The organism is Nocardioides imazamoxiresistens, assembly GCF_032378595.1.
Taxonomy (GTDB): Bacteria; Actinomycetota; Actinomycetes; order Propionibacteriales; family Nocardioidaceae; genus Nocardioides; species Nocardioides imazamoxiresistens.
Window position 1 is genome coordinate 111,967 of the sequence record NZ_JAVYII010000001.1, and the last position, 22,642, is coordinate 134,608.

Annotated in this window: 22 protein-coding genes and 1 other RNA gene; 11 read left to right on the forward strand and 12 right to left on the reverse strand. The window is 73.2% G+C overall.

Annotated features, from left to right (window positions below; genetic code table 11):
• The first annotated feature begins 29 nt into the window (after positions 1-29).
• The 5 genes from RDV89_RS00610 (at position 30) to RDV89_RS00630 (ending at position 4,263) form a co-directional block, all read left to right on the forward strand.
• Positions 30-1,046, forward strand: a complete 1,017-nt coding sequence (locus RDV89_RS00610) for a Bug family tripartite tricarboxylate transporter substrate binding protein (RefSeq protein ID WP_315730509.1) — start codon at positions 30-32, stop codon at positions 1,044-1,046.
• Positions 1,043-1,591: a tripartite tricarboxylate transporter TctB family protein gene (locus RDV89_RS00615; protein ID WP_315730510.1), complete on the forward strand. Its 549-nt coding sequence runs from the start codon at positions 1,043-1,045 to the stop codon at positions 1,589-1,591. The genes RDV89_RS00610 and RDV89_RS00615 overlap by 4 nt, the downstream gene beginning before the upstream one ends.
• 10 nt (positions 1,592-1,601) lie before the next feature.
• Positions 1,602-3,155, forward strand: a complete 1,554-nt coding sequence (locus RDV89_RS00620) for a tripartite tricarboxylate transporter permease (RefSeq protein WP_315730511.1) — start codon at positions 1,602-1,604, stop codon at positions 3,153-3,155.
• On the forward strand, positions 3,152-3,556 hold the full coding sequence (locus RDV89_RS00625) for a universal stress protein (RefSeq protein WP_315730512.1): 405 nt from the start codon (positions 3,152-3,154) through the stop codon (positions 3,554-3,556). Before RDV89_RS00620 ends, RDV89_RS00625 begins: the two co-directional genes overlap by 4 nt.
• A gap of 83 nt (positions 3,557-3,639) precedes the next feature.
• Positions 3,640-4,263, forward strand: coding sequence for a GNAT family N-acetyltransferase (locus RDV89_RS00630; RefSeq protein WP_315730513.1), 624 nt, complete (start codon positions 3,640-3,642; stop codon positions 4,261-4,263).
• An 18-nt stretch (positions 4,264-4,281) separates the two neighbouring features.
• Here RDV89_RS00630 and RDV89_RS00635 read toward each other — a convergent pair whose 3' ends face one another.
• The 3 genes from RDV89_RS00635 to RDV89_RS00645 are packed head-to-tail and all read right to left on the reverse strand — an operon-like array spanning position 4,282 to position 7,145.
• Positions 4,282-4,743 (reverse strand): hypothetical protein, encoded by a 462-nt coding sequence (locus RDV89_RS00635; protein ID WP_315730514.1) that lies wholly within the window; start codon positions 4,741-4,743, stop codon positions 4,282-4,284.
• On the reverse strand, positions 4,740-5,987 hold the full coding sequence (locus tag RDV89_RS00640; RefSeq protein ID WP_315730515.1) for a fatty acid desaturase family protein: 1,248 nt from the start codon (positions 5,985-5,987) through the stop codon (positions 4,740-4,742). The genes RDV89_RS00635 and RDV89_RS00640 overlap by 4 nt, the downstream gene beginning before the upstream one ends.
• 33 nt (positions 5,988-6,020) lie before the next feature.
• Complete coding sequence (locus tag RDV89_RS00645; RefSeq protein WP_315730516.1) at positions 6,021-7,145, reverse strand: ferredoxin reductase; 1,125 nt, start codon at positions 7,143-7,145, stop codon at positions 6,021-6,023.
• A 328-nt stretch (positions 7,146-7,473) separates the two neighbouring features.
• On the opposite strand from RDV89_RS00645, the gene RDV89_RS00650 reads away from it, so the two are divergent.
• From RDV89_RS00650 to RDV89_RS00665, 4 genes are read left to right on the forward strand one after another with little or no spacing between them, the layout of a single operon-like run.
• Positions 7,474-7,866 (forward strand): universal stress protein, encoded by a 393-nt coding sequence (locus tag RDV89_RS00650; protein ID WP_315730517.1) that lies wholly within the window; start codon positions 7,474-7,476, stop codon positions 7,864-7,866.
• Positions 7,863-8,864: a Bug family tripartite tricarboxylate transporter substrate binding protein gene (locus tag RDV89_RS00655; RefSeq protein ID WP_315730518.1), complete on the forward strand. Its 1,002-nt coding sequence runs from the start codon at positions 7,863-7,865 to the stop codon at positions 8,862-8,864. Before RDV89_RS00650 ends, RDV89_RS00655 begins: the two co-directional genes overlap by 4 nt.
• On the forward strand, positions 8,861-9,430 hold the full coding sequence (locus RDV89_RS00660) for a tripartite tricarboxylate transporter TctB family protein (RefSeq protein ID WP_315730519.1): 570 nt from the start codon (positions 8,861-8,863) through the stop codon (positions 9,428-9,430). Before RDV89_RS00655 ends, RDV89_RS00660 begins: the two co-directional genes overlap by 4 nt.
• 2 nt (positions 9,431-9,432) lie before the next feature.
• Complete coding sequence (locus RDV89_RS00665) at positions 9,433-10,971, forward strand: tripartite tricarboxylate transporter permease (RefSeq protein WP_315730520.1); 1,539 nt, start codon at positions 9,433-9,435, stop codon at positions 10,969-10,971.
• Between the two features lie 84 nt (positions 10,972-11,055).
• Here RDV89_RS00665 and acnA read toward each other — a convergent pair whose 3' ends face one another.
• A complete protein-coding gene (gene acnA / locus RDV89_RS00670; protein WP_315730521.1) occupies positions 11,056-13,683 on the reverse strand; it encodes an aconitate hydratase AcnA in 2,628 nt (875 codons plus the stop codon).
• A 68-nt stretch (positions 13,684-13,751) separates the two neighbouring features.
• Between acnA and RDV89_RS00675 the strand changes: the two genes are divergently transcribed.
• A complete protein-coding gene (locus RDV89_RS00675; protein ID WP_315730522.1) occupies positions 13,752-14,411 on the forward strand; it encodes a GntR family transcriptional regulator in 660 nt (219 codons plus the stop codon).
• Between the two features lie 90 nt (positions 14,412-14,501).
• Here RDV89_RS00675 and ssrA read toward each other — a convergent pair.
• From ssrA to ftsE, 8 genes are all read right to left on the reverse strand, one after another.
• Positions 14,502-14,871, reverse strand: a transfer-messenger RNA (tmRNA) gene (ssrA, locus tag RDV89_RS00680).
• A gap of 81 nt (positions 14,872-14,952) precedes the next feature.
• Positions 14,953-16,023 (reverse strand): alpha/beta hydrolase, encoded by a 1,071-nt coding sequence (locus tag RDV89_RS00685; RefSeq protein ID WP_315730523.1) that lies wholly within the window; start codon positions 16,021-16,023, stop codon positions 14,953-14,955.
• A gap of 102 nt (positions 16,024-16,125) precedes the next feature.
• Positions 16,126-17,070: a quinone oxidoreductase family protein gene (locus RDV89_RS00690; protein WP_315730524.1), complete on the reverse strand. Its 945-nt coding sequence runs from the start codon at positions 17,068-17,070 to the stop codon at positions 16,126-16,128.
• A 62-nt stretch (positions 17,071-17,132) separates the two neighbouring features.
• Complete coding sequence (locus RDV89_RS00695; protein WP_315730525.1) at positions 17,133-18,104, reverse strand: amidohydrolase family protein; 972 nt, start codon at positions 18,102-18,104, stop codon at positions 17,133-17,135.
• Positions 18,101-18,583, reverse strand: coding sequence for an SsrA-binding protein SmpB (gene smpB, locus RDV89_RS00700; protein ID WP_315730526.1), 483 nt, complete (start codon positions 18,581-18,583; stop codon positions 18,101-18,103). The genes RDV89_RS00695 and smpB overlap by 4 nt, the downstream gene beginning before the upstream one ends.
• A 41-nt stretch (positions 18,584-18,624) precedes the next feature.
• Positions 18,625-19,980 carry a peptidoglycan DD-metalloendopeptidase family protein gene (locus RDV89_RS00705; RefSeq protein WP_315730527.1) on the reverse strand — a complete coding sequence of 452 codons (1,356 nt, stop codon included), beginning with the start codon at positions 19,978-19,980 and terminating at the stop codon, positions 18,625-18,627.
• 57 nt (positions 19,981-20,037) lie between these two features.
• Complete coding sequence (gene ftsX / locus RDV89_RS00710) at positions 20,038-20,961, reverse strand: permease-like cell division protein FtsX (protein ID WP_315730528.1); 924 nt, start codon at positions 20,959-20,961, stop codon at positions 20,038-20,040.
• A 42-nt stretch (positions 20,962-21,003) separates the two neighbouring features.
• Positions 21,004-21,693: a cell division ATP-binding protein FtsE gene (gene ftsE / locus RDV89_RS00715; RefSeq protein WP_315730529.1), complete on the reverse strand. Its 690-nt coding sequence runs from the start codon at positions 21,691-21,693 to the stop codon at positions 21,004-21,006.
• Positions 21,694-21,743: 50 nt separating this feature from the next.
• Here ftsE and RDV89_RS00720 point away from each other — a divergent pair, with 50 nt between their 5' ends.
• A complete protein-coding gene (locus tag RDV89_RS00720; RefSeq protein ID WP_315730530.1) occupies positions 21,744-22,469 on the forward strand; it encodes a hypothetical protein in 726 nt (241 codons plus the stop codon).
• Positions 22,470-22,642 lie beyond the last annotated feature (173 nt).

Here is a 22,642-nt window from a genome sequence, read left to right on the forward strand (position 1 = left end):
GCTACCACACCCAAGGTGACCATCGCCACATGAAGCACCCATTCTCCCGCAGACCGACGGCGCACCGGTGCGTCGGGGTCGTCGCGACCGTCGCGCTCGTCGTCGCAGCCCTCAGCGGCTGCGGCGTCACGCGCGGCGACGCCGCCGACGACTTCACGGTCTACATCCCGAACAGCCCCGGCGGAGGGTACGACCAGACCGGTCGTGCCGCCGTGGCGGCCATGGAGCGCAACGACCTCACGGGCGGCGACTTCGAGATCAACAACATCATCGGCGCCGGCGGCTCGGTCGCCATGTCGCGTCTCATGAACGCCGAGGGCGACGACCACCTGCTCATGTACATGGGCCTGGGCGTGGTCGGCTCGCTGTACTCCAACGGCAACGACGTCCGCCCCCAGGACGCCACCCCGATCGCCAAGCTGATCGAGGACCAGGAGGGCGTGCTGGTGCCCGCCGACTCCCCGTTCCAGACCTTCGAGGAGTTCATCGAGGCCTGGCGCGCCGACCCCGGCTCCATCGTGGTCGGCGGCGGCTCCTCGGTCGGCGGGCCCGACCACCTCTTCCCGATGCTGCTCGCCGAGGCGGCCGGCATCGACCCGACCGAGGTCCGCTACGTGGTCTACGACGGCGGCGGCCCCCTGACCTCGGCCCTGCTCGGCAACAAGATCCAGGTCGGATTCTCCGGCCTGGGCGAGTTCGAGGGCCAGATCGCCGGCGGCGACCTGCGCGGCCTGGCCGTCTCCGGCGAGGAGCGCATCGCCAGCGAGGCCCTCGGCGACATCCCGACCGTCACGGAGGGCGGGGTCGACCTCGTCTTCAACAACTGGCGCGGCGTGCTCGCGCCCCCCGGTATCTCGGACGAGGACCGGCAACGACTCATCGACCTGGTGGTGGAGATGCACGGCACGGAGGAGTGGCAGACGGCGATGGCCGAGAACGGCTGGATCGACGCGCTGCAGACCGGCGACGAGTTCACGTCGTTCCTCGAGGAGGAGGACGCCCGCGTCCGCGAGACCCTCGACTCGCTCGGGCTGGTGCGCTCGTGAGCGCCCCGGTGAGGACCCCGGGCACCCCGGAGGCCCCGGACTCCGCCACGACCGCGGCCCCGGAGCGTACGCGCGACCTCGGCCAGCTCGGGCTCGCCGCGGCGCTCGTGGTGATCGGCGCCTACACGGTCTACGACGCCTCGACCCTCGTGGTCGGCTTCGCGGACCCGGTCGGACCGAAGGCGTTCCCCTACGTGATCGGGTCCGTGCTGGTGGGCCTCGGCGTCCTGCTCGCCGTGGCCGCGCTGCGCGGCGACGTGCCGAGCCCCGAGGACGGCGAGGACGTCGACCTCACCCAGCGCTCGGACTGGCTGACCGTCGCGAAGCTGGTCGCGGTGCTCGTGCTGACCATCGCGACCGTCGGCTGGCTCGGCTGGGCCGTCACGGGCGCGCTGCTGTTCGCGGGCGCCACCTGGGCGCTCGGCTCGCGCACCCCGGTGCGCGACCTGGCCATCGGCGCGGTGCTGTCGGTGGGCAGCTGGTACGCCTTCTACGTCGGTCTGGGGATCCCGCTCACGCCGGGCGTCCTCGACGGGATCCTCTGAGGAGCACGCGATGGAATCACTCTCCCTCCTCGCGGACGGCCTGGGCACGGCCCTGACGCCCGAGAACCTGATGTGGGCCGCGATCGGCGTGCTGCTCGGCACCTTCGTCGGCGTGCTGCCCGGCATCGGGCCCGCGATGGCGGTGGCGCTGCTGCTGCCCGTCACCTTCGGCCTCGAGCCGACCCAGGCGTTCATCATGTTCGCCGGCATCTACTACGGCGGCATGTACGGCGGCTCCACCACCTCGATCCTGCTCAACACACCCGGTGAGTCGGCCTCGGTGATGACGGCGCTCGAGGGCAACAAGATGGCCAAGAAGGGTCGCGCCGCCCAAGCGCTGGCCACCGCGGCCATCGGCTCCTTCGTCGCCGGCACCATCGGCACGCTGCTGGTCGTCTTCTTCGCCCCGGCGCTGGCCGGGATCGCCGTCGAGATCGGCGCCCCCAGCTACCTCGCGATCATGCTGATGGCGATGGTGCTGGTCACCAGCGTGCTCGGCTCCTCGCGCCTGCGCGGGTTCATCGCGCTCTTCCTCGGCCTCACGATCGGCCTCGTCGGGCTCGACCTCAACACCGGTCAGCCGCGCCTGTCGTTCGACCAGCCGCTGCTCGCGGACCGCCTCGACATCGTCGTGGTCGCCGTCGGCATCTTCGCCCTCGGCGAGGCGCTGTGGGTCGCGGCGCACCTGCGCCGTCGCCCGCTCTCGGTGATCCCGGTCGGTCGGCCGTGGATGGGTCGCGGCGACTGGTCGCGCTCCTGGAAGCCGTGGCTGCGCGGCACGGCGCTGGGCTTCCCGTTCGGAGCCGTCCCGGCCGGCGGCGCGGAGACGCCGACCTTCCTGTCGTACGTGCTCGAGAAGCGGCTGGCCAAGGAGGGCCACGAGTTCGGCAAGGGCGCGATCGAGGGCGTCGCGGGGCCGGAGGCGGCCAACAACGCCTCCGCCGCGGGAACCTTCGTGCCGCTGCTGGCCCTCGGCCTGCCGGTCACGGCGACCGCGACGATCATGCTCGCGGCACTGCAGGGCTACGGCATCCAGCCGGGTCCGCAGCTGATGACCGAGCACGCCGACCTGGTCTGGACGCTGCTCGCCAGCCTGCTCATCGGCAACACCCTGCTGCTGGTGCTGAACCTGCCGCTGGCCCCGCTGTGGGCGAAGCTGCTGCGGATCCCCCGGCCCTACCTCTACGCCGGCATCCTGTTCTTCGCCTCGCTGGGCGCCTACACCGCCAACCAGCAACCGTTCGACCTGTTCCTGCTGCTCGTCTTCGGTCTGCTCGGCCTGGCGATGCGTCGCTTCGGGCTGCCGGTGCTGCCGCTCATCCTGGGTGTCATCCTCGGCCCCCTGATGGAGACCAAGATGCGGGAGGCCCTGTCGATCTCGGGCGGCGAGGTCTCCGGGCTCTACAACGAGCCCGTGGCCGTGGTGGTGTACGCCGTGATCGTGCTGCTGCTGGTCGTCCCGTTCGTCCTGGGCCGCCTGCGCCGGACCCCCCTGAGCACTTCCGCCCCCACCCCTGCGGCCGCCGCTGAGGCCGCCGATTCCGACAAGGAGCAGGTCCGATGACCACGACGCCGGACGAGACCGTCCTGATCGCCTTCACCCCCGACGAGTTCGGGCAGGCCGCGCTGGCCCACGGCATCGTCGAGGCGCGCCGCCGCTCGGCGCGGATCGTGGCGGTCAACGCCACCCGGGGCGACGCCCTGATCGACGAGCGCCACGCCGACGACGCCGAGGTCGCCCACCTCGACGCCGAGCTCGCCGCCAGCGGGCTCGAGCACGAGATCCGGCGCCCGGTGGCCCCCGACGTCGCCGAAGCGGTGCTCGACGCCGCCGAGGCCGACGGCGCGACCGTGATCGTCGTCGGGCTGCGCAAGCGCTCCCCCGTCGGCAAGCTGGTGCTGGGCTCGGTCGCCCAGCGCGTGCTGCTCGGCGCCGGCGTGCCGGTGCTGGCCGTCAAGCCGTAGGCCTCGGTCGGTCGGTCGGTCGGTCGACGCGACCGGCGCGGCACGGTGCGGGCCCCGCCCTGGGGATCTCTAGGGTGGGGCCCGTGCCGACCCACCGCCCCGACGTGACGATCTTCCCCGCCGCCCGCGCCGACCGCGACCGCACGGCCGCCGTGCTCGCGGCGGCCTTCGCGACCGACCCGCACACCGTGGCCATGCTGCCGCCCGGTGACCAGGACGGGCGGCTGCGGCGGATGTTCACCGCGATGTTCGACGAGGCGATGGCGGCGGGCGGCGACGTGCACGTGGCCGCCGACGCCGCGTCCGGCGACCTGCTGGGCGTCGGGGTGTGGGACGCGCCGGGCGCCAGCGTGCCGACCCTGGCGTCGCTGCGCAGCGTCCCGGCGCACGTGCGGGTCTTCGGCCGTCGCATCGTCGACGCCGCGCGCAGCGAGCACGCGGCCCACCTGCACCGTCCGCAGGTGCCGCACTGGTACCTGCGGCTCCTCGGCACGACCCCGGCCGCGCGCGGCCGCGGGGTGGCCGGTGCCCTGCTGGCGGACCGCTTCGCGGCCGCGGACGCCGCCCGGGTCGGCTGCTACCTGGAGTCCTCGACGCAGGCCAACGTCCCGTTCTACGAGCGGCACGGCTTCGTCGTGCGCGGCGAGGTGCCGGCGTACGGCACCACCCCGGCGATCGGGATGTGGCGCCCGCCGACCGGCGGCTGATCGCTCCGTCCCGCTCCCCTACGCCAGGTCGCGCCGCTCCAGCACCGCGTTGGGCCGGAACAGGTGCAGCCCGTCTCGGGTCTCGGGACGCACGAGGTCGAACCCGCCGGTGACCACGACGGACCACCGGCTCGTCGGCCCGACCCCGTGCCCGAGCACCACGCCGTCGCCGGTACGCAGCGGCTCCAGGAGCGCGTCGACGCACACGGCGTGGGCCGGCGGGAGCCGGAACGCGTTGTCGTCGGCCTCGGCGGCGGTGCCGACGAGGTGCAGCGGTCGGTCGAGCGTCTGGGCGCAGACGGCGCAGACCCGGCTCAGCGCGCACTGCACCACCCGCGCCCGGTGCAGCTCGGCGAGGTCCCCGCGCCCGTCGGGCCCGGTGCACACGAAGGGCAGCCCGATCAGGTGGTCGGGCCGGTCCTCCGGTCCGGACGCGTGCGGCGACCCGTGCCCGCGCCGCGCCGCCAGCAGCGACCTCATGCCCGCGCCGAGGCGCCGGCCCGCGACCAGCCGCCGAGCTCGCTGCGGCGCGAGGGACGCTCGGAGTCGCTCTTGCGGCCCCGGTCGGCGACCTCGGCCGTCGGCGGGGTGATCTCGCCGTACTTCTCCGAGCCGTGGCCGGTCACGCTGTTCGGCAGGCTCAGCAGCGTGATGGTGCGCAGGGCCTGGCCGTACTGCTTCCACAGCGGGCCGATCGTGTAGGGGATGCCGTACTCCTCGCACAGCGCGCGCACCTCGACCGCGATCTCCGGGTAGCGGTTGCTCGGCAGGTCCGGGAAGAGGTGGTGCTCGATCTGGTAGCCGAGGCTGCCCGAGAGGATGTGCAGCGTGCGGCTGCCGTCGAAGTTCGCGGCCCCGAGCATCTGGCGCAGGTACCACTCCGCGCGGGTCTCGTCCTCGATCTGCTCCTCGGTGAAGTGCAGCGCCCCGTCGGGGAAGTGCCCGCAGAAGATGATCACGTACGACCACAGGTTGCGGGTGAGGTTGGCCGCGGCGTTGGCCTTCAGCGTGGTCCTCCACGCCGGCCCCGACAGCGCCGGGTAGACGATGTAGTCCTTGAGGATCTGGTTGCGGCCCTTGCGGAAGATCTGCTTGAGCTGCCGCTTCATCTCCTGCGGGTCCTTCTCCAGCTTGCGGATCCGCTCGACGTCGAGGTCGTGCAGCGCCACGCCCCATTCGAACAGCAGCGCGAGCAGCGAGTTGTAGACCGGCTGGCCGAGGTTCGCCGGGTGCCACTTCTGCTCGCGGGCCATCCGCAGGATGCCGTAGCCGATGTCGTTGTCGTAGCCGAGCACGTTGGTGAACTGGTGGTGCACGTAGTTGTGGCTGTGCTTCCACTGCTCGGCCGGCTGCGCGGTGTCCCACTCCCACGTCGAGGAGTGGATCTCCGGGTCGTTCATCCAGTCCCACTGCCCGTGCATCACGTTGTGGCCGATCTCCATGTTCTCGAGGATCTTGGCCAGGCCGAGCAGAGCGGCCCCGGTGGCGGTCGCCCCGGTGCGCAGGCGGCGGTGACGCTTCGGGGCGTACGCGCCGGCCAGCATGGCCACGCGGCCCGCGAGCGCGAGGCCGCGCTGGGTCTTGATCAGCCGGTGGATGTACGCCGCGTCGTCGGCGTCGCGCGACGCCTCGACGCGGGCGCGCAGCTCGTCGAGCCGGGCTCCGAGCTCCTCGACCTGCTCGGCGCTGAGGTGCGTGTACTCCTTGACGTCCGCGATGGCCACGGGTCCTCCTCTGCTGGGTGGGTCGTGCGGGGGTCAGATCGCGATCGTGCAGTCGCCGCTGGGCACGGTGACGCACGTCTGGATCTGCTCGTTGGGCTGGTCGTAGCGGTCGCCGTTGCGCACGTCGGTGACGGCGCCCTTGACGAGGGTGAGGGTGCAGGTGTGGCAGATGCCCATCCGGCAGCCGTAGGGCATCCCGACGCCGGCGGACTCCCCCGCCTCGAGCACCGTGGTGCCCGGCTCGGCGTCGGCGCTGCGCCCGGAGTTCTGGAAGCTGACGGTGCCGCCCTCGCCGGCGTCCTCGCCGATCTCGAGCGTGAACCGCTCGAGGTGCAGGGCGTCCTCGAGCCCCGCCTCGCGCCAGTGCTCGGTGGCGGCGTCGAGCATGGGCGCCGGACCGCACGCCCAGGTCTGGCGCTGCTCCCAGTCGGGGACGACGTCGGCGAGCCGGTCCATGGTGAGGATGCCGTCGGTGTCGGTGAAGACCGGCGTGAAGGTGATCGAGTCGTGCTCGGCCGCCACCCGCTCGAGCCGCTCGCGGAAGATCATCCGGCCGGGCGTGGGCGAGGAGTAGACGAGGTGGACGTCCGGCAGGGTGTAGCGGCCGGCCTCGGCGCGGCGCACCAGCGTCTTCAGCATCGCCATGATCGGCGTGATGCCCGAGCCGCCGACCAGGAAGAGCAGGCGCTCCGGCGGCGGGTCGGGGAGCACGAAGTCGCCGGCCGGGGCCGCGAGCCGCACGACGGTGCCCGGCGCGAGGCCCTCGATGAGGTGGCCGGACAGCAGTCCCTCCGGCATCGCGCGCACCGTGATCGTGATGCGACGCCCACGGCGGCGCGGCGTGCTGGTCAGCGAGTACGAGCGCCACTGGTAGCGACCGTCCACGGGCACCCCGATGCCGATGTACTGCCCCGCGCCGTGGTCGAAGCGCCACCCCCAGCCCGGGCGGATCACGAGGGTGGCGGCGTCCTCCGTCTCGCGCACGATCGACTCGACCCGTCCCCGCAGCTCGCGCGAGGTCCACAGCGGGTTGACGAAGCGCAGGTAGTCGTCGGGGTGCAGCGGGGTGGTGAGGCCCTCGGCCAGCGAGCGGACGGCGTGCCAGTCGCGGCGACGACGCGTGGGGGCGAGCTGCTGGACGGCGGTGCGGACGGCCACGGGCGCTCCCGGAGGGGTCGGATGCGGTCGGACGGGGGACGGCTGTGCGGTGGATCACTCGGTCAGTGATCAGTTGTACACCGGGAACGAGGCCGCGCAAAGGAGGTCACGGACCCCGCGTCGAGGAATCGCCACGGCGTGACCAGAAAGACCAGTACGTCCGTCAGTTCCGCAAGCGTGACGCGCGCCACGTCGCCTGCCACGGTCGAGGATCCGCGCGCCGAGCGTGACGCCACCGCCCCGCGCTCCTCCCGCCACCTCGGATGGCCAATCGTGCAGCCTATACAGTACAGTCTGTGACGACGATCACCCCTGACGAAGGAGAACCATGACCGTCGTCCTCGCCCACTCGCCGGCGCCCTCCGCCCACGCGGCGTTCGCGTCCGCGCTGGAGCAGGCCCGCATGAGCGGCACCGACCTGGTCCTGCTCAACGTGTCGTCCAACGACGCGTTGGCCGACCCCAAGCACGCCTCCGACGACGTCCTCGCCGGCTACCTCGCCGAGGGCGAGCAGGCCGGCGTGGCCACGCGCATCGAGCGCGTCGTCGCCTCCGACGCCGCCGAGGCGGTGCTCGAGACCGCCCGCCGGCTCGACGCCCGCCTCGTCGTGGTCGGCGTCCGCCACCGCTCCTCGGTCGGCAAGCTGCTCATGGGCAGCACCGCGCAGCGGATCCTGCTGGCCGCCGAGTGCGACGTCCTCGCCGTGAAGGTGAAGCGATGATCGGCGACCGCGGCCTGCTCGGCGCGGGCATCGGCCTCGTGCTCGCCGCGACCACCGGTTACTTCGCGGTGCAGGACGCCCGCGGCGACGAGGGCGGCGCGCAGGCCCGCTCCGCACTGACGGTGATCGCCCCGGCCGCCGCGGGCGGCGGCTGGGACCTCGCCGCACGCGAGTACCAGCAGGCCGCGCGCACCGACGGGATCGTCAACAACGTCCAGGTCGTCAACGTGCCCGGCGCCGGCGGCACCATCGGCCTCGGCCAGCTGGTCCGCTTCGACGGCGACGCCACGACCCTCATGGTCACCGGCGCCGCGATGGTGGGCGGCGTCGAGATGGGTGGCGGCGCCAGCCGGATCTCGGACGTCACGCCGATCGCACGGCTCACCGACGACTACGAGGTCATCGCCGTGCCCACCGAGTCCGAGTGGGAGACGCTCGACGACTTCGTCGAGGCGTGGCGCGCCGACCCGACCCTGCCCGTCGGGGGCGGCTCCGCCGGCTCCGTCGACCACCTGGTCGCCGGGCAGCTGGCGGCGTCCGCCGGTCTCGACCCGGCCGACCTGCACTACACCCCGCACTCCGGCGGCGGCGAGCTCACGCTCTCCCTGCTCTCCGAGGCCAGCGGCACCGTTCCCGTCGGGATCAGCGGCTACAACGACTTCCGCGACCTCATCGACGGCGGCCGCCTCCGGGCCCTCGCCGTGGTGGCTCCCGAGCCGCTCGAGGGCGTCGACGCCCCGACCGTGCAGGACGAGGGCTACGAGGGCGTCGACCTGGTCAACTGGCGCGGCGTGCTCGCGCCGCCCGGGATCACCGAGGAGGAGCGCGACGAGCTCCTGGCGATCACCGAGGAGACGGTCGGCACGGACTCGTGGGGCGAGGCCATCGAGCGCAACCGGTGGGACGACAGCTTCACCGGGCCCGAGGAGTTCGCCGAGTTCATCGCCGAGGAGGAGGAGCGCACGCGCGCCCTCCTGACCGAGCTGGGGATCCTGTGAGCGCCGCCGCCCCGGAGGGGGGCGCCTCCACCACCACGTCTCAGGCGGGCACGCAGCCGGGCACGCAGCCGGCCGCGCCGGCCCGGCGTACCGTCCTCAGCGGTCGCGGCGAGCTCGTCGTCGCGCTGCTGCTCCTCGGCGTCGCGGGGGTGCTGGTCTACGGCAACCTCACGATGGACGTCGTCGGCGACGGCGGCCTGCTCGGCCCGCAGGGCTTCGCCTGGCTCGTCGCCGGCCTCTGCGCCGTGCTCGCGGCCCTGCTGGCGCGCAGCGCGTTCGCGAAGCCCGAGCCGGCCCGCACCCGCGACCACGCCACCAGCGCCGACACCAACTGGCGCGCCGTGGCCACCACCTTCGGCGGGATGATCGCGTTCACCGCGCTGCTCGACGTCGTCGGCTGGCTGATCATGGCGACCGCGCTGTTCGCCACCGTCGCGACGGGCCTGGGCAACCGCAACATCCTGCGCAACGTGACGGTCGGCTTCATCCTCGCCTCGATCGTGCAGATCACCTTCAGCGGCATGCTCGGCCTCGCGCTGCCGTCCGGCATCCTCGGAAGGGGCTGACGATGGACCAGCTCTCCAACCTCGCCGGCGGCTTCGGCGACGTCCTGACCCCGATGAACCTGCTGTGGGTCGCCGTCGGCGCCCTGCTCGGCACGGCGGTCGGCGTCATGCCCGGCCTGGGCTCCGCGATGGCGGTCGCCCTGCTGCTGCCGATGACGTTCACGCTCGACCCGCTCGCTGCGCTGATCATGTTCTCCGGCATCTACTTCGGCGGCCTGTTCGGCGACTCCACCGCCGGCATCCTCATGAACACGCCGGGCAACTCGACCGCGATCGCGACCACGTTCGAGGGCCACAAGATGGCCCGAGCCGGACGCGCTCCGCAGGCGCTGGCCACCTCGGCGATCGGCGCCTTCCTCGGCTCGATCCTGGCCACCACCCTCGTGGTGTTCTTCGCGCCGACCATGGCCGACCTCGCCACCAGCTTCGGGCCGGGCGAGTACTTCGCGCTGGCCCTCTTCGCGTTCGTCGCCATCTCCACGGTCGTCTCGGAGTCGCCGCTGCGCGGCCTGGCCGCGCTGGCCTTCGGCCTGGCCCTGGCCCTCGTCGGCACCGACCAATCCACGGGCACCGCCCGGTTCACCTTTGACGTGCCCGCCCTGTTCGACGGCATCAGCATCGTGGTCATCACCGTGGCCGTCCTGGCCGTCGGCGAGGTCCTGCACGTCGCCGGTCGCCACGGGCGTGCGGGCGGCACGGAGCTGATCCCCTCGAAGGGGCGTCCGTGGCTCTCGGGCCGCGAGTTCCGCCGCGCTGCGCCCGCGTGGCTGCGCGGGGCCAGCATCGGCGTCCCGTTCGGCATCATCCCCGCGGGTGGCGCCGAGGTGCCGACGTTCCTCTCGTACACGACGGAGAAGCAGCTCGACAAGCGCAAGGAGACCCCGGAGTTCGGCACCGGCGCCATCGAGGGCGTCGCCGGACCGGAGGCCGCGGGCAACGCGACCGCCGGCTCCGCGATGGGCGCGCTGCTCGCGCTCGGTCTGCCGACGTCGGCGACCGCGGCGCTGCTGCTCGCGACGTTCCAGCAGTACGGCATGCAGCCGGGCCCGCTGCTGTTCGAGCGCAACGGCGAGATCGTCTGGGCGCTGCTCGCGGCGCTGTTCCTCGCCGCGATCGTGCTGCTGATCCTCAACCTGCCGTTCGCGCCCCTGTGGGCCAAGCTCCTGATGCTGCCGCAGTCGTACCTGTACGCGGGGATCACGGTCTTCGCCAGCCTGGGCGTCTACGCCACCGGGGCCAGCCAGACCGACCTCGTGCTGATGTGCGCGCTCGGCCTGCTCGCGTTCGTGATGCGCCGCAACGACGTGCCGCTGGCGCCCGTGCTGATCGCGGTGATCCTCGGCCCCCTGGCCGAGTACTCCCTGCGCGACGCCATGGGCAACTCCGGCAACGACCCGCTCACGCTGGTCAGCAGCCCGATCACGATCGGGCTCTACAGCCTGCTCGCGCTCGGCATCGCGTGGACCGTCTACCGCCGCGTGCGTCCCGGCACCCCGGCCACCGTGGCCGAGGCGCGCGAGGAGGAGACCGCCGACCGCTGAGCCCGGAGGTCACGGGAGACGACAGGACCCCGGGTCCGGCACGGATCGCTCCGTGCCGGGCCCGGGGTCCGTCGCGTGGGCCCCTCAGCGCGCGTCGCGCAGCACCTGGGCGAGCACGTAGGGCAGCAGGCCGCCGGCCCGCAGGTACGCCTCCTCGCGCGCGGTGTCGACGCGCACGAGGGCCTCGAAGCGGGTACGCCGACCGCTCGCGGCGTCGACGGCCTCCACCTGCACCCGCTCCGCGAGCCGGCGGGCGTCGGGGGCGCCGGGCGCGGCCGGCACCTCGAGTCCCGTCACCGAGATCTCCTCGTCCCCGCTGAGCCCGAGGGAGGCGACCGTGTCGCCCTCGAGGAGCTGCAGGGGCAGGACGCCCATGCCCACGAGGTTGCCGCGGTGGATGCGCTCGAAGGACTCGGCGAGCACGACGCGTACCCCGAGCAGGGCGGTCACCTTGGCCGCCCAGTCCCGCGAGGAGCCGGTGCCGTACTCCTTGCCCGCGAGCACCACGAGCGGTGTGCCGGCCGCGCGGTGCCGCTCGGCGACCGCGGCCAGCTGCTCGTCGGCGGGCCGCTCCCCCAGCGCCTCGCCACGCTCGCGCAGTCGCGGGTTCGCGAAGCCGCCGCGCAGCATCACCTGCCAGTTGCCGCGGCGCGAGGCGTAGGTGTTGAGGTCGCGCGGCGCGACCCCGCGCGCGGTCAGGAACCGGCCCGCGGCGCTCTCGGTCGGCACGCGGCCGGCCGGGCAGATGTGGTCGGTGGTCACCGAGTCGCCGAGCACGGCCAACACGCGCGCGCCGTGCAGGTCGGCGATCCGGTCCGTGCCCGCCGGTACGTCGAGGAACGGCGGGCGCTGCAGGTAGGTCGAGTCCTCGTCCCACGGGAACACCGGGCCGGTGGGCGCGTCGAGTCCCCGCCAGTTGTCGTCGCCGTCGAAGAGGGTCGCGTAGGCGTCGGTGAACATGGCCGGCTCGAGCGCGCCGGCGACGACCTCGGCGATCTCGGCCTCGCTGGGCCAGACGTCGGCCAGGTGGACCGGGCGGCCCTGCTCGTCGTGGCCGAGCGGCTCGGCCGTGAGGTCGACCGCGACGCTGCCGGCGAGGGCGTACGCGACCACCAGCGGCGGGGAGGCCAGGAAGTTGAGCGCGACGTCGTTGTTGATCCGGCCGTCGAAGTTGCGGTTGCCGGAGGTCACCGACGCCGCGACGAGGCCATCGGCGCGCACGGCGCGCTCGACGTCGGGCAGCAGGGCGCCCGAGTTGCCGATGCAGGTCATGCAGCCGTAGCCGACGAGCCCGAACCCGAGCTTCTCCAGCGCCGGCAGCAGCCCGGAGCGCTCGAGGTAGTCGGTGACGACCTTCGAGCCGGGCGCGAGGCTGGTCTTGACCCAGGGCGCGGCGACCAGGCCCCGCTCGACCGCGTTGCGGGCCAGCAGCCCGGCGGCGACCATCACGGCCGGGTTGGAGGTGTTGGTGCAGGACGTGATCGCGGCGATCGCGACGGCGCCGTGCTGCGGGCCCGCGGCGCCCTCCGCGTGGGGCGCGAGGTCGGGCGGTGCCAGCTCGGCGATCGCGGCGGCCGCGGCGACGGGCGTACCGGCGAGGTCGTGGCGGTCCTGCGGGCGCCGCGGCCCGGCGAGGCTGGGGCGCACCTCGTCGAGGTCGACGACGACCGTGCGGTCGTAGCGCGGGCGGGCCGCCGGGTCGTGCCAGAGGCCCTGGGCGCGGGCGTACGCCTCCACCACGGCCACGTGGTCGGGGTCGCGGCCGGTGAGGCGCAGGTACGCGATCGTCGCGGCGTCGATCGGGAACACCGCGGAGGTGGAGCCGAACTCGGGGCTCATGTTGGCGATCGTGCAGCGGGTCGCGACGCTGGTCGCGGCGACGCCGGCGCCGAAGAACTCGACGAAGCTGCCGACGACGCCCAGCGCGCGCAGCCGCTCGGTGAGGGTCAGCACGAGGTCGGTGGCGGTGACCCCGGGGCGCAGGTCGCCGACGAGCTCGACGCCGACGACGGGCGGCAGGAGCAGGGAGACGGGCTGGCCGAGCATGGCGGCCTCGGCCTCGATGCCGCCGACGCCCCAGCCGAGCACGCCGAGGCCGTTGACCATGGTGGTGTGCGAGTCGGTGCCGGCCACGGTGTCGGGGAAGGCGGCGCCGTCGCGCACGGTGACCACGTCGGCCAGCCGCTCGATGTTGATCTGGTGCATGATCCCGGCGCCCGGCGGCACGACCGCGAGCCGGTCGAAGGCCTGCTCGCCCCACTTGAGGAAGCGGTAGCGCTCGGCGTTGCGCTCGTACTCCCGCCGCACGTTGAGCAGCGGGGCGTCGGGGCGCGCGACGTGGTCGGCGGCGACCGAGTGGTCGACGGTGAGCTGGGCGGGCACGACGGCGTCGATCGCGGCGGCGTCGAGGCCGTGGCCGACGACGGCCTCGCGCAGCGCGGCGAGGTCCGTGAGCACCGGCACGCCGTTGGTGTCGTGGAGGAAGACGCGGGAGGCGTGGAAGGCCAGGTCGGGCGCCCCGCCCTCGACGAGCCGACGGACGTCGTCGGCGGTGACCGTCTCCCCGTCCTCGTGGCGCAGGAGGTTCTCCAGCACCACCTTGTGGGCGAAGGGCAGCGCCTCGCTGCCGGGCACGGCATCGAGGCGGTGGATCGTCAGCGGCCCCAGCGGGGTGTCCAGGGTGCTGCGGCTGTGGAAGCTATCGGGGGTCATCAGCATCATCTCCTAGCCTATAGGCTACATAATGCCGTCTGTCCGCTGCACGCCGTACGCTTGCGCCCGTGCCACCGGTGTTCAGCAAGAACCAGTACGCCTACGACGAGATCAAGCGCCGCATCCTCACCGACGACCTCGCCGCCGGGTCGGTCGTCAGCCAGGAGCGGATCGCCGCCGAGCTCGGCATCTCGACCACCCCCGTGCGCGAGGCCCTGAAACGGCTCGCCTCCGAGGGGCTGGTGCGTCTCGACACCCACCGCGACGCGCGCGTCACGGCGCTCTCGCCCGAGGAGGCGCGCAGCCTGTACGAGGTGCGTCAGGCCGTCGACCCGCTCGCCGCCGCGCTGGCCGCGGAGCGCCGCACGGACGACGACCTGGCCGAGATCGGTCGCACTCTCGCCGCGCTGGACCCGATCACCGCCGCCGGCGACCTCGACGCCCTCGCCGCGCACCGGGCGTTCCACCGCGCGGTCTACCGCGCCTCGCACAACGAGCCGCTCGTCGAGGTGCTCGAGGGGCTGTGGGACAAGGCCGACCGCTACCGCCAGGTGGGGCTGCGCGCCCAGGCCGACTCGGAGGAAGACGTGGCCCGGGTACGCGCGGAGCACCAGGCCCTCGCCGACGCCGTCGTCGCCGGCGACACCGCCCGCGCCGAGCAGGTGATGCGCGACCACGTCGCGCACAGCCTCGGGCGCCGCGCCATCGCTGCGCTCGAGACGGCCTGAGGAGTCGGCGGCGTCAGCGGCCGTCGAGGGCGCACTCCCCCGGACGCACGAACGGCCGCCCCCTGTCGGGGACGGCCGTTCGCACGAGGGCTGTGGAGCTGGCGGGAATCGAACCCGCGTCCTGCGGCGCAGTGCCAGGTCTTCTCCGGGTGCAGTTCGTGGTGTCGTTTTCTCGGCCCCGACGCTCGCACGAACACGTCGTCGACAGGCCCAGTCAGGAAAGAGTCCCGCTCACCTCTCCTGACAGAAGGTGAGCAGCAAGTCTCCTAGATGACGCCAGGATCCGGGTCGGAGACGGGCACCCGGTCTGACGCTTCGATCACCGCTCAGGCGGCGAGAGCGAAGTCACTGCGCTTGTTGTCGGCAGTTATTGGTTTCCAGCGATCGTTTACGAGATGACGCTGGCTTCTCGACCCGCTTCCCCTGGGACGTACGTCCTCAGTCGAAACCGATCAGCCCCTCTTGAGTTGTCAACCTGAGTGACAGGTGCGGCGCGCCGCGTCGGACGAGCCTACATCGCCCAACCGACGCCCCGCCAACGCTATTCCGTCGGGCCCGCCGTCGTTCCGGCGAGCGCGTCGCGCACGGCGTGGGCCGCCGCCAGGGTCGCGGCGTGCGCGCGGCGGCTGACGCCGGTGATGTTGACGAAGGCGTGGATGAGGTCGCCCTCGCGGGCCAGCCGGACGGGCACGCCTGCGGCGCGCAGGCGCTCGGCGTACGCGATCCCCTCGTCGCGCAGCGGGTCGAACCCGGCGACGGCGACGTAGGCCGGCGGCGCGCCGGTCAGGTCCTCGGCCAGCAGCGGCGAGACGCGCGGGTCGCTCGCCTGCGCCGGGTCGGTGAGGTAGCGCTCGGCGTACCAGTCCATCTGCTTCGCCGTGAGGAAGAACCCCTCGGCGAACTCCGCGTAGGAGGCGCTGCGCCGCGACAGGTCGGTGACGGGGAACAGCAGCAGCTGGTACGCCGGCACCACGGGCTCGCCGCGCAGGTCCAGGGCCAGCACGGCGCTGAGGTTGCCGCCGGCCGAGTCGCCCGCGAGCGCGATCCGGTCGGGCGCGACGCCCCAGGACGGCGCGTGGGCCACGGCGTACTCCCAGGCGGCCCGCGCGTCCTCCAGCGCCGCCGGGAACGGGTGCTCGGGCGCGAGCCGGTAGTCGACGGACAGCACGTCGACCTCGGCGTGCCGGGCGAGGAAGCGCACCGGCGACGCGGTGCTGAGGCGGCTGCCGAGCACCCAGCCGCCGCCGTGGAAGTAGACGACCAGGCCCTTGGGGGTGCCGACGCGGGCGCGGTAGCGGGTGGCGGGGATCGGGCCGGCGGGGCCGGGGATCTCGATCTCCTCCTCGACCGCGACCGGGCCGTCGGGGTCGGCGAAGACGAGCGCCTCCGCGTCGATCTGGTGGCGGGCCTCGGGCAGCGGGCGGTCGGAGAAGTCGGAGCCCGGCAGGCGGTTCAGCGCGGCCAGGGCGAGCGCGATCTCCGGGGCCAAGCGCTCGCCGTCGGCGTTGACGGGGCGCCGCCGCACCAGGGCCTCGAGCACGCGGGGCGGCACCGTGGCCAGCCCGCGCACGACGACCCGCTCGACCTTCTCGACCGCGCTCAGCTCGACCACGGCCGCCATGCTGCCACGCGCCGTCCCCCAGGTCGCGGTACCTCCGATAGTCATCGACTACCGGAGATACCGCGACCCCGAGGGCCCGGGCTCAGGGCGGGCTCAGGGCAGGAGGACGATCTTGCCGCGCGTGTGCCCGGCCTCGCTCTCCTTCGCGGCGGCGACGACGTCGTCGAGCGCGAAGCGGCGTGAGACCTCGACCTCGAACCGGCCGCGGGCGATCAAGTCGGCCACGACCGGGATGGCGTCGGCGCGCAGCTGCAGCTGCTCCGGCGTCAGCGGCCACGGCGCGCCGCCACTCCACGCCTGGATGCCGAGGTCGGGCGCCTTGGGGCCGACCACGATGGTGCCGATCCGCTGGCGGTCCTCGACCAGGGCGAACGAGACCTCGATGGCCTCGTCGGTGCCGACGGCGTCGAGGGCGCGGTCGACGCCCTGCGGGGCGACGGAGGCCACGCGCTCCTGGAGCCCGTCGCCGTACGCCACGGGGATGGCGCCGAGCTCGCGCAGACGCTCGTGGTTGGCCTCGCTGGCGGTGGCGATCACCTCGACGCCCTTGTGGCGAGCGAGCTGGATGACGGCCTGGCCCACGCCGCCGCTGCCGCCGTGCAGCAGCAGCGTCTCGCCGCGCTCCACGCCGAGGGACGCGAGCACCTGGTGGGCGGTCGCGACCGGGATGCCGAGGGCGGCGGCCTGCTCGAAGTCGATCGCGGCGGGCTTGCCGGCGAGGTTCTCCGGCCCGACCACGACGTGGGTGGCGTAAGTGCCGACGGCGCCGCTGACGATCACCTCGTCGCCGACGGCCCAGCCCTGGACGCCCTCGCCCACGGCGGCGACCACGCCGGCGCCGTCGGAGCCGATCCGGCGGGGCTCGACGATCGCGGGGGTCGGTCGCAGTCCGGAGCGCTGCTTCCACTCGAGCGGGTTGATCCCGGCGGCCCGGACCTCGACCAGCACCTCGCCGGGGCCGGGCTCGGGGGTCTCGACCTCCACGACCTGCAGGACCTCGGCGGGACCGGTCTCGGTGTACTGCACCACGCGTGCCATCAGGCGGAACTCCTCGTGCGTCGACGTCAGGGTCTCGTAGGACTACACGCGAGTCCGTCGGATCATTCCGCCGCGTGGAGCCCGAACAGCCGCGCCGCGTTGTGCCAGACCACGCCGGCCAGCCAGGCGTCGTCGAAGGCCGCTTCCCGCTCGCGCAGCGCCTCGAGCACCTCGAGCTGGTGGACGTACGGGTAGGGGATGTGCGGGAAGTCCGAGCCGAACAGCACCTTCTCCCCCACCGCGGCGAACCGCGGCAGCAGGGCGCCGGGCATCGAGCCGCGGTGCTCGCAGACCCCGGCCACCTCGCCGATCCGGTCGGTCGTGGCGTCGAAGAAGTCGGTGAAGGCCATGGTGGTGTCGAGGTGCACCCGCTCGTAGGTCTCCGCCATGGCCAGGAACTCCGCGTACTCCGGCGCCCCCAGGTGGGCCATCACCAGCGTCAGGCGCGGGTGCCGCGCCAGCAGCTCGGCGACCGGCCCCGGTCCGGTGAACTCGGTCGGCACGGGTCCCGACCCGGCGTGCAGGACGACCGGCGTGCCCGCCTCCTCCAGGACCGACCACACCGGCCCCAGGAGCGGGTCGCGCACGTCGAACGCACCCACCTGCACGTGCACCTTGAACACCTGCACGCCGGCGGCGACGCGCTCGGCCACGTACGCCCCCGCCTCGGGCTCCGGGAAGAAGGTCGCGCACCGCAGGGCCTCGGGGGTGCGGGCGGCGAAGTCGTCGGCCCAGGTGTTGAGGAACGTCGCCATGCCGGGCTTGTGGGGGTAGGGCAGGGCGGTGAACCGGCGGACGCCGTACGCCCGCAGCCGCGCGACGTTGGGCTCGTCGGCGTCGTCGTAGCGGATCGGCCACTCGCGCCCGATCAGCGGCCCGGCGGACGCGAACACCGCGCGCACCTTCTCGGTGACGCGCGGCGGCAGGAAGTGCGTGTGGACGTCGAAGATCCCCGGGACCCCGAGCCGCGCGGCGACCGCGTGCAGGTGGTCGACGCGCTCGTCGGGGTCGTGCACCGACGGCGCCGGGCTCACACCCGGTCCATGCCCTTCAGCTGGCGGCCGAGGGCCTGCTGCTTCTCGCGGTCGGCCTGGCGCTCGGCGATCGAGTGCCGCTTGTCGTAGGACTTCTTGCCCTTCGCCAGAGCGATCTCGACCTTCGCCCGACCGTCGGAGAAGTAGAGCGACAGCGGGATGATCGTGTAGCCCTTCTGGGCCGTCTTCTGCGCGATCTTCTCGATCTCGGCGCGGTGCAGCAGCAGCTTGCGCTTGCGGCGGGCAGCGTGGTTCGTCCAGGTGCCCTGCGCGTACTCCGGGATGTGCACCGCGTGCAGCCACACCTCGTCGCGCTCGATGTCGACGAAGCCGTCGACGAGGTTCGCGCGGCCGGCGCGCAACGCCTTCACCTCGGTGCCCTGGAGGACCATGCCGGCCTCGAAGGTGTCCTCGATGTGGTAGTCGTGCCGCGCCTTGCGGTTCTGCGCGATCAGCTTGCGCCCCTGCTCCCTGGCCATCCGACCATTCTCGCAGGGGTGCGCAACGGGTTTGCAGCGGATCAGAAGTAGTTCATCGGGTTCGTCGGCGACCCGTTCTTGTAGACCGTGAAGTGCAGGTGGCAGCCGGTCGACCAGCCCGTGGTGCCCACGTACCCGACCAGCTGGCCGCGGCTGACCCGCTGGCCGGCGCTGACGACGTAGCGCGACGCGTGGTTGTAGATCGTCGAGACGCCGTCGCCGCGGATGGCGCCGTTGTCGATGATCAGGCGGTTGCCCCACACCGAGGTGTAGTAGCGCGAGACGACCTCGCCGTCGGCGGCGGCGTACATCGGCGTGCCGCACGAGGCGCCGAAGTCCACGCCGTCGTGCAGCGAGTAGTAGCCGTAGATGGGGTGCACGCGGTAGCCGTACGGCGAGGTGACCCGGCCGTTGACGGGGTAGCTGAGACCGCTGCTGGAGCCGGCGCCACCGCCGCCCCCTCCGCCGCCCCCACCACCGGAGCCGGAGCCGCCGCCGTTGCCGCGCTCGGCCTCGCGCTGGCGCGCCGCCTCCTCGGCGGCCGCACGCTGGCGGGCGGCCTCGGCGCGGCGGGCGAGCTCGTTCGCGACCTGACGCTCCTCGGCCTGCAGGGCGGAGAGCTCGGCCTGGTCGGCGCTGCGCGCCGAGCTGGCGGCCTGCTCGGCCTCCTGGTGGCTGGCGACCAGGCTGGCGACCTCGGCCTCGGCGGCCGCGGCCTCCGACTCGAGGGTCTGCATCACCACGAGGTTCTCGGCCGCCTCCTGGCGCTCGGCGGCGACGAGGTCGCGGGCCGCCTCGACCCGCTGCTCCTGCACCGCCAGCATCACCTCGGAGGCGCGCAGGGAGTCGTACGCCTGCGCCTCGGTGCCCACGACCGTCGTGCGGGCGGTCTCGGCGCGGGTGAGGTCGGAGAGGTCGTCGGCGCCGAGCACGGCCCCGAGCGCCTCGAGGTCGCGGCTGGGCCCCTGCGACTGCGCGACGATCTGGTCGGCGACGACCTGGCGCTGGTCGCGCACGCCCTCCTGGCCGGTGACGAGCTCCGCCTCCGCGGCGGTCAGCTCGGCCTCGGCAACGTCGAGCCGGCCCTGCATCTCGGTGTCGTACGCCTGCGCCTGGCCGAGCTCGGCGCGCGCCGAGGTCAGCGCGGCCTGGGCGCCGGCGAGCTGCGCGGTCGACGCGCGCAGGGTCGCGGTCGCCTGGGCGAGCGCGTCGGAGGACTCGGTGAGGTCCGCGGTCGCGGAGTCGATCTGCCCCTCGAGCGCGTTCTGCTGGTCCCGCAGGTCGTCGTCATCGTCGTCGGCGTACGCCAGCGGCGAGGCCGCGGCGCCGAGCGCCATGACGAGCACGGCTGCCCCGGCGACGAACCGTCGTCGGAGGGGGGCGGTGAAGGAGCGCATGGGGGAAGCCTTCGCGCGTTCGGGGAAGTGAACCGAGGTGACCGTAGACGAACCCGGTCAGACTTTCAGGTATTTGCGCGTGAGCAGGAGTGTCGGCAGCACGGTCAGCAACGGCCCGAGCACCCCGATCACCAGCAGCGCGACGCCGAAGTCGCCGGCGTCCACCCAGGGCATGAAGCGCAGGGTGTCGGCCGCCCGGTCGTGCACCACGAAGCGCAGCAGCGCGGCCAGTGCGCCGCCCGCCAGGAGCACGCCGAGCAGGGCGGTGACGAGCGCCTCGAGGAGGAACGGCAGCGCGATGTAGAGGGTCGAGGCGCCGACCAGGCGCATGATCCCGATCTCCTTGCGGCGGGCGAAGGCCGCGAGACGGATGGTGTTGCCGACCAGCAGCAGCGCCGCGACCACCAGGATCACCGCGGTGCCGACCGCGGCCCACTGGGCCGCGTCGAGCACGTCGAAGACCGGCTCGAGCAGCTCGCGCTGGTCGCTGATCCGCAGCACGCCCGGGAGGTTCTGGATCGCGCTGACCACGCCGTCGGACTGCTCGGGGTCGTTGAGCGAGATCCAGATCGACTCGTTGAAGTCCTCGACCGTGACCGCGGCGTCGTCGCCCTCGAGCAGACGGGTGTCGCCGTTGGACTCCGCCAGGGCGTACGTCTTGTCGAACGCGTCCTGCTTGCTCTCGGTGCGCAGGCCCGAGGTCTCGGGGCTGTCCTCGATCGCCTGGGTGATCGCGGCGCGCTGCTCCTCGGTGACGCCGCCGTTGCACGGCGCGACGTTGTCGGTCTCGTTGCACAGGTAGACGGTGATCTCGACCTGGCTGCCGAACTGCTCGTCGGCGATGTCGGCCTGCTGCTTGAGCAGCACGCCCACGCCGACGAGCGTGAGGGAGACGAAGAGGGTCAGGACGACGGCGAGGTGCATCGACACGTTGCGGCGCAGACCCTGGCCGAGCTCGGTGAAGACGTAACGCAGCTGCATGGGGGAAGGTGCTCCTGGTTTCCGGGGACGCGGTTCGGCGGGTCAGCTCTGGAAGCCGTAGACGCCCTGGGCCTGGTCGCGCACGAGGTGGCCGTTCTCCAGCTCGATCACCCGCTTGCGCATCTGGTCGACGATGCTGTTGTCGTGCGTCGACATCAGCACCGTGGTGCCGGTGCGGTTGATCCGGTCGAGCAGCTTCATGATCCCGACCGAGGTCGACGGGTCGAGGTTGCCGGTCGGCTCGTCGGCGATGAGGATCTTGGGCCGGTTCACGAACGCCCGGGCGATCGCGACGCGCTGCTGCTCGCCGCCGGAGAGCTCGTCGGGCATCCGGTCGGCCTTGCCGTCGAGACCGACGAGGTCGAGCGTCTGCGGCACGAGCTCGTTGATCTGGGCGCGCGGCTTGCCGATCACCTGCAGCGCGAAGGCGACGTTCTCGGCGACCGTCTTGTTCTGCAGCAGGCGGAAGTCCTGGAAGACCGTGCCGATCTGGCGGCGGTGCCGCGGCACCTTCCACGAGGCGAGGCGGTTGACCTCGCGACCGGCGACGTAGACCCGGCCCTGCGTCGCACGCAGCTCGCGCAGCACCAGGTAGAGGAACGTCGACTTGCCGGAGCCGGAGGAGCCGACCAGGAAGACGAACTCGCCCTTCTCGATGTCGACGGAGATGTCGTCGAGCGCCGGGCGCCCCTGTCCGGGGTAGGTCACGGAGACCTTCTCGAAGCGGATCACTGGAGGGAGGGTAGTCGCTCTTCCTGAGGCCCTCTGGCTAGGTTGGGCGCGTGTTCCCCGCCCCTCGCCCGCGTGTGACGGCGCTCTCAGCGGCCCTGGTGGGCCTCGTCGCGGCGCTCGCCGCCTGCACCGGGGAGCCCGTGGCCGAGGAGGAGCCGCCGCCCCCGCCCCCGACCCTGGCGGACCTCGACACGACGACGATGACGGTGCCGCGCGCCGCGTTCTGCGACGAGGTGGACGACGCGGCGGTCGAGGCCGCGCTGGACGGTGAGGCCGCCGGGACCGCCCACTACGACAACGGGGACGTCGTCGCCCTCGAGGGTGGCGGCGAGGACCGGCTGCACGAGTTCGGCTGCCGCTGGTACGGCGCCGACGGCGCGGACGACCCCACCGCTCCCCGCGCCGCGGCGTGGGTGCTGGTGCCGCCGGTGACGCCCGAGACGGCGCAGGCGTACGCCTCCGCTGCCGCCGACACCGAGGGCTGCGAGCCGCTCCCCGCCACCGACGCCGACGGGACCGACGCGGAGGCCGGTCCGGCCGGGTTCGGCGACCCCACCGCCGCCCTGCGCTGCACCCGCACGATCGCCGCCGACGACGGCACGGAGACCACGCAGGTGGAGGTCTCCCACCGCGGCCTCTTCGGCGACGCCTGGCTGACCTGCACGCTGGCCGCCCCCTCGGCGGGGCAGCAGGCCGACGACCCGGACGCCCTGTCCGCGCTCGAGGAGCGGGCCGACGCCTGGTGCGCCGCGGTCGCGGTCGCCGCGGCCGACTGACGGCGCCGCGGGAGGGCGTACCCGCGGGGGTCCCGGGGCGTGCGACCCCAAGTTGAAGTTCGAACTTTAGTTTCCCAACCGTGACGCCGCCCGGGCTCGACCGGGATCCTCGCCGAGGCTCGATCCCCGGCGAGAAAGAGGCTCATGCACCACCGCGTCCCCCGCGCCCGTGT

What these genes read in the sequence shown, in the direction of transcription:
- RDV89_RS00610 (WP_315730509.1), top strand. Translation starts at nt 30, where the DNA reads ATGAAGCACCCATTCTCCCGCAGACCGACGGCGCACCGGTGCGTCGGG.
- RDV89_RS00620 (WP_315730511.1), top strand. Translation starts at nt 1,602, where the DNA reads ATGGAATCACTCTCCCTCCTCGCGGACGGCCTGGGCACGGCCCTGACG.
- RDV89_RS00625 (WP_315730512.1), top strand. Translation starts at nt 3,152, where the DNA reads ATGACCACGACGCCGGACGAGACCGTCCTGATCGCCTTCACCCCCGAC.
- RDV89_RS00635 (WP_315730514.1), bottom strand. Translation starts at nt 4,743, where the DNA reads ATGAGGTCGCTGCTGGCGGCGCGGCGCGGGCACGGGTCGCCGCACGCG.
- RDV89_RS00650 (WP_315730517.1), top strand. Translation starts at nt 7,474, where the DNA reads ATGACCGTCGTCCTCGCCCACTCGCCGGCGCCCTCCGCCCACGCGGCG.
- RDV89_RS00655 (WP_315730518.1), top strand. Translation starts at nt 7,863, where the DNA reads ATGATCGGCGACCGCGGCCTGCTCGGCGCGGGCATCGGCCTCGTGCTC.
- RDV89_RS00665 (WP_315730520.1), top strand. Translation starts at nt 9,433, where the DNA reads ATGGACCAGCTCTCCAACCTCGCCGGCGGCTTCGGCGACGTCCTGACC.
- acnA (WP_315730521.1), bottom strand. Translation starts at nt 13,683, where the DNA reads ATGACCCCCGATAGCTTCCACAGCCGCAGCACCCTGGACACCCCGCTG.
- RDV89_RS00690 (WP_315730524.1), bottom strand. Translation starts at nt 17,070, where the DNA reads ATGGCACGCGTGGTGCAGTACACCGAGACCGGTCCCGCCGAGGTCCTG.
- smpB (WP_315730526.1), bottom strand. Translation starts at nt 18,583, where the DNA reads ATGGCCAGGGAGCAGGGGCGCAAGCTGATCGCGCAGAACCGCAAGGCG.
- RDV89_RS00705 (WP_315730527.1), bottom strand. Translation starts at nt 19,980, where the DNA reads ATGCGCTCCTTCACCGCCCCCCTCCGACGACGGTTCGTCGCCGGGGCA.
- ftsX (WP_315730528.1), bottom strand. Translation starts at nt 20,961, where the DNA reads ATGCAGCTGCGTTACGTCTTCACCGAGCTCGGCCAGGGTCTGCGCCGC.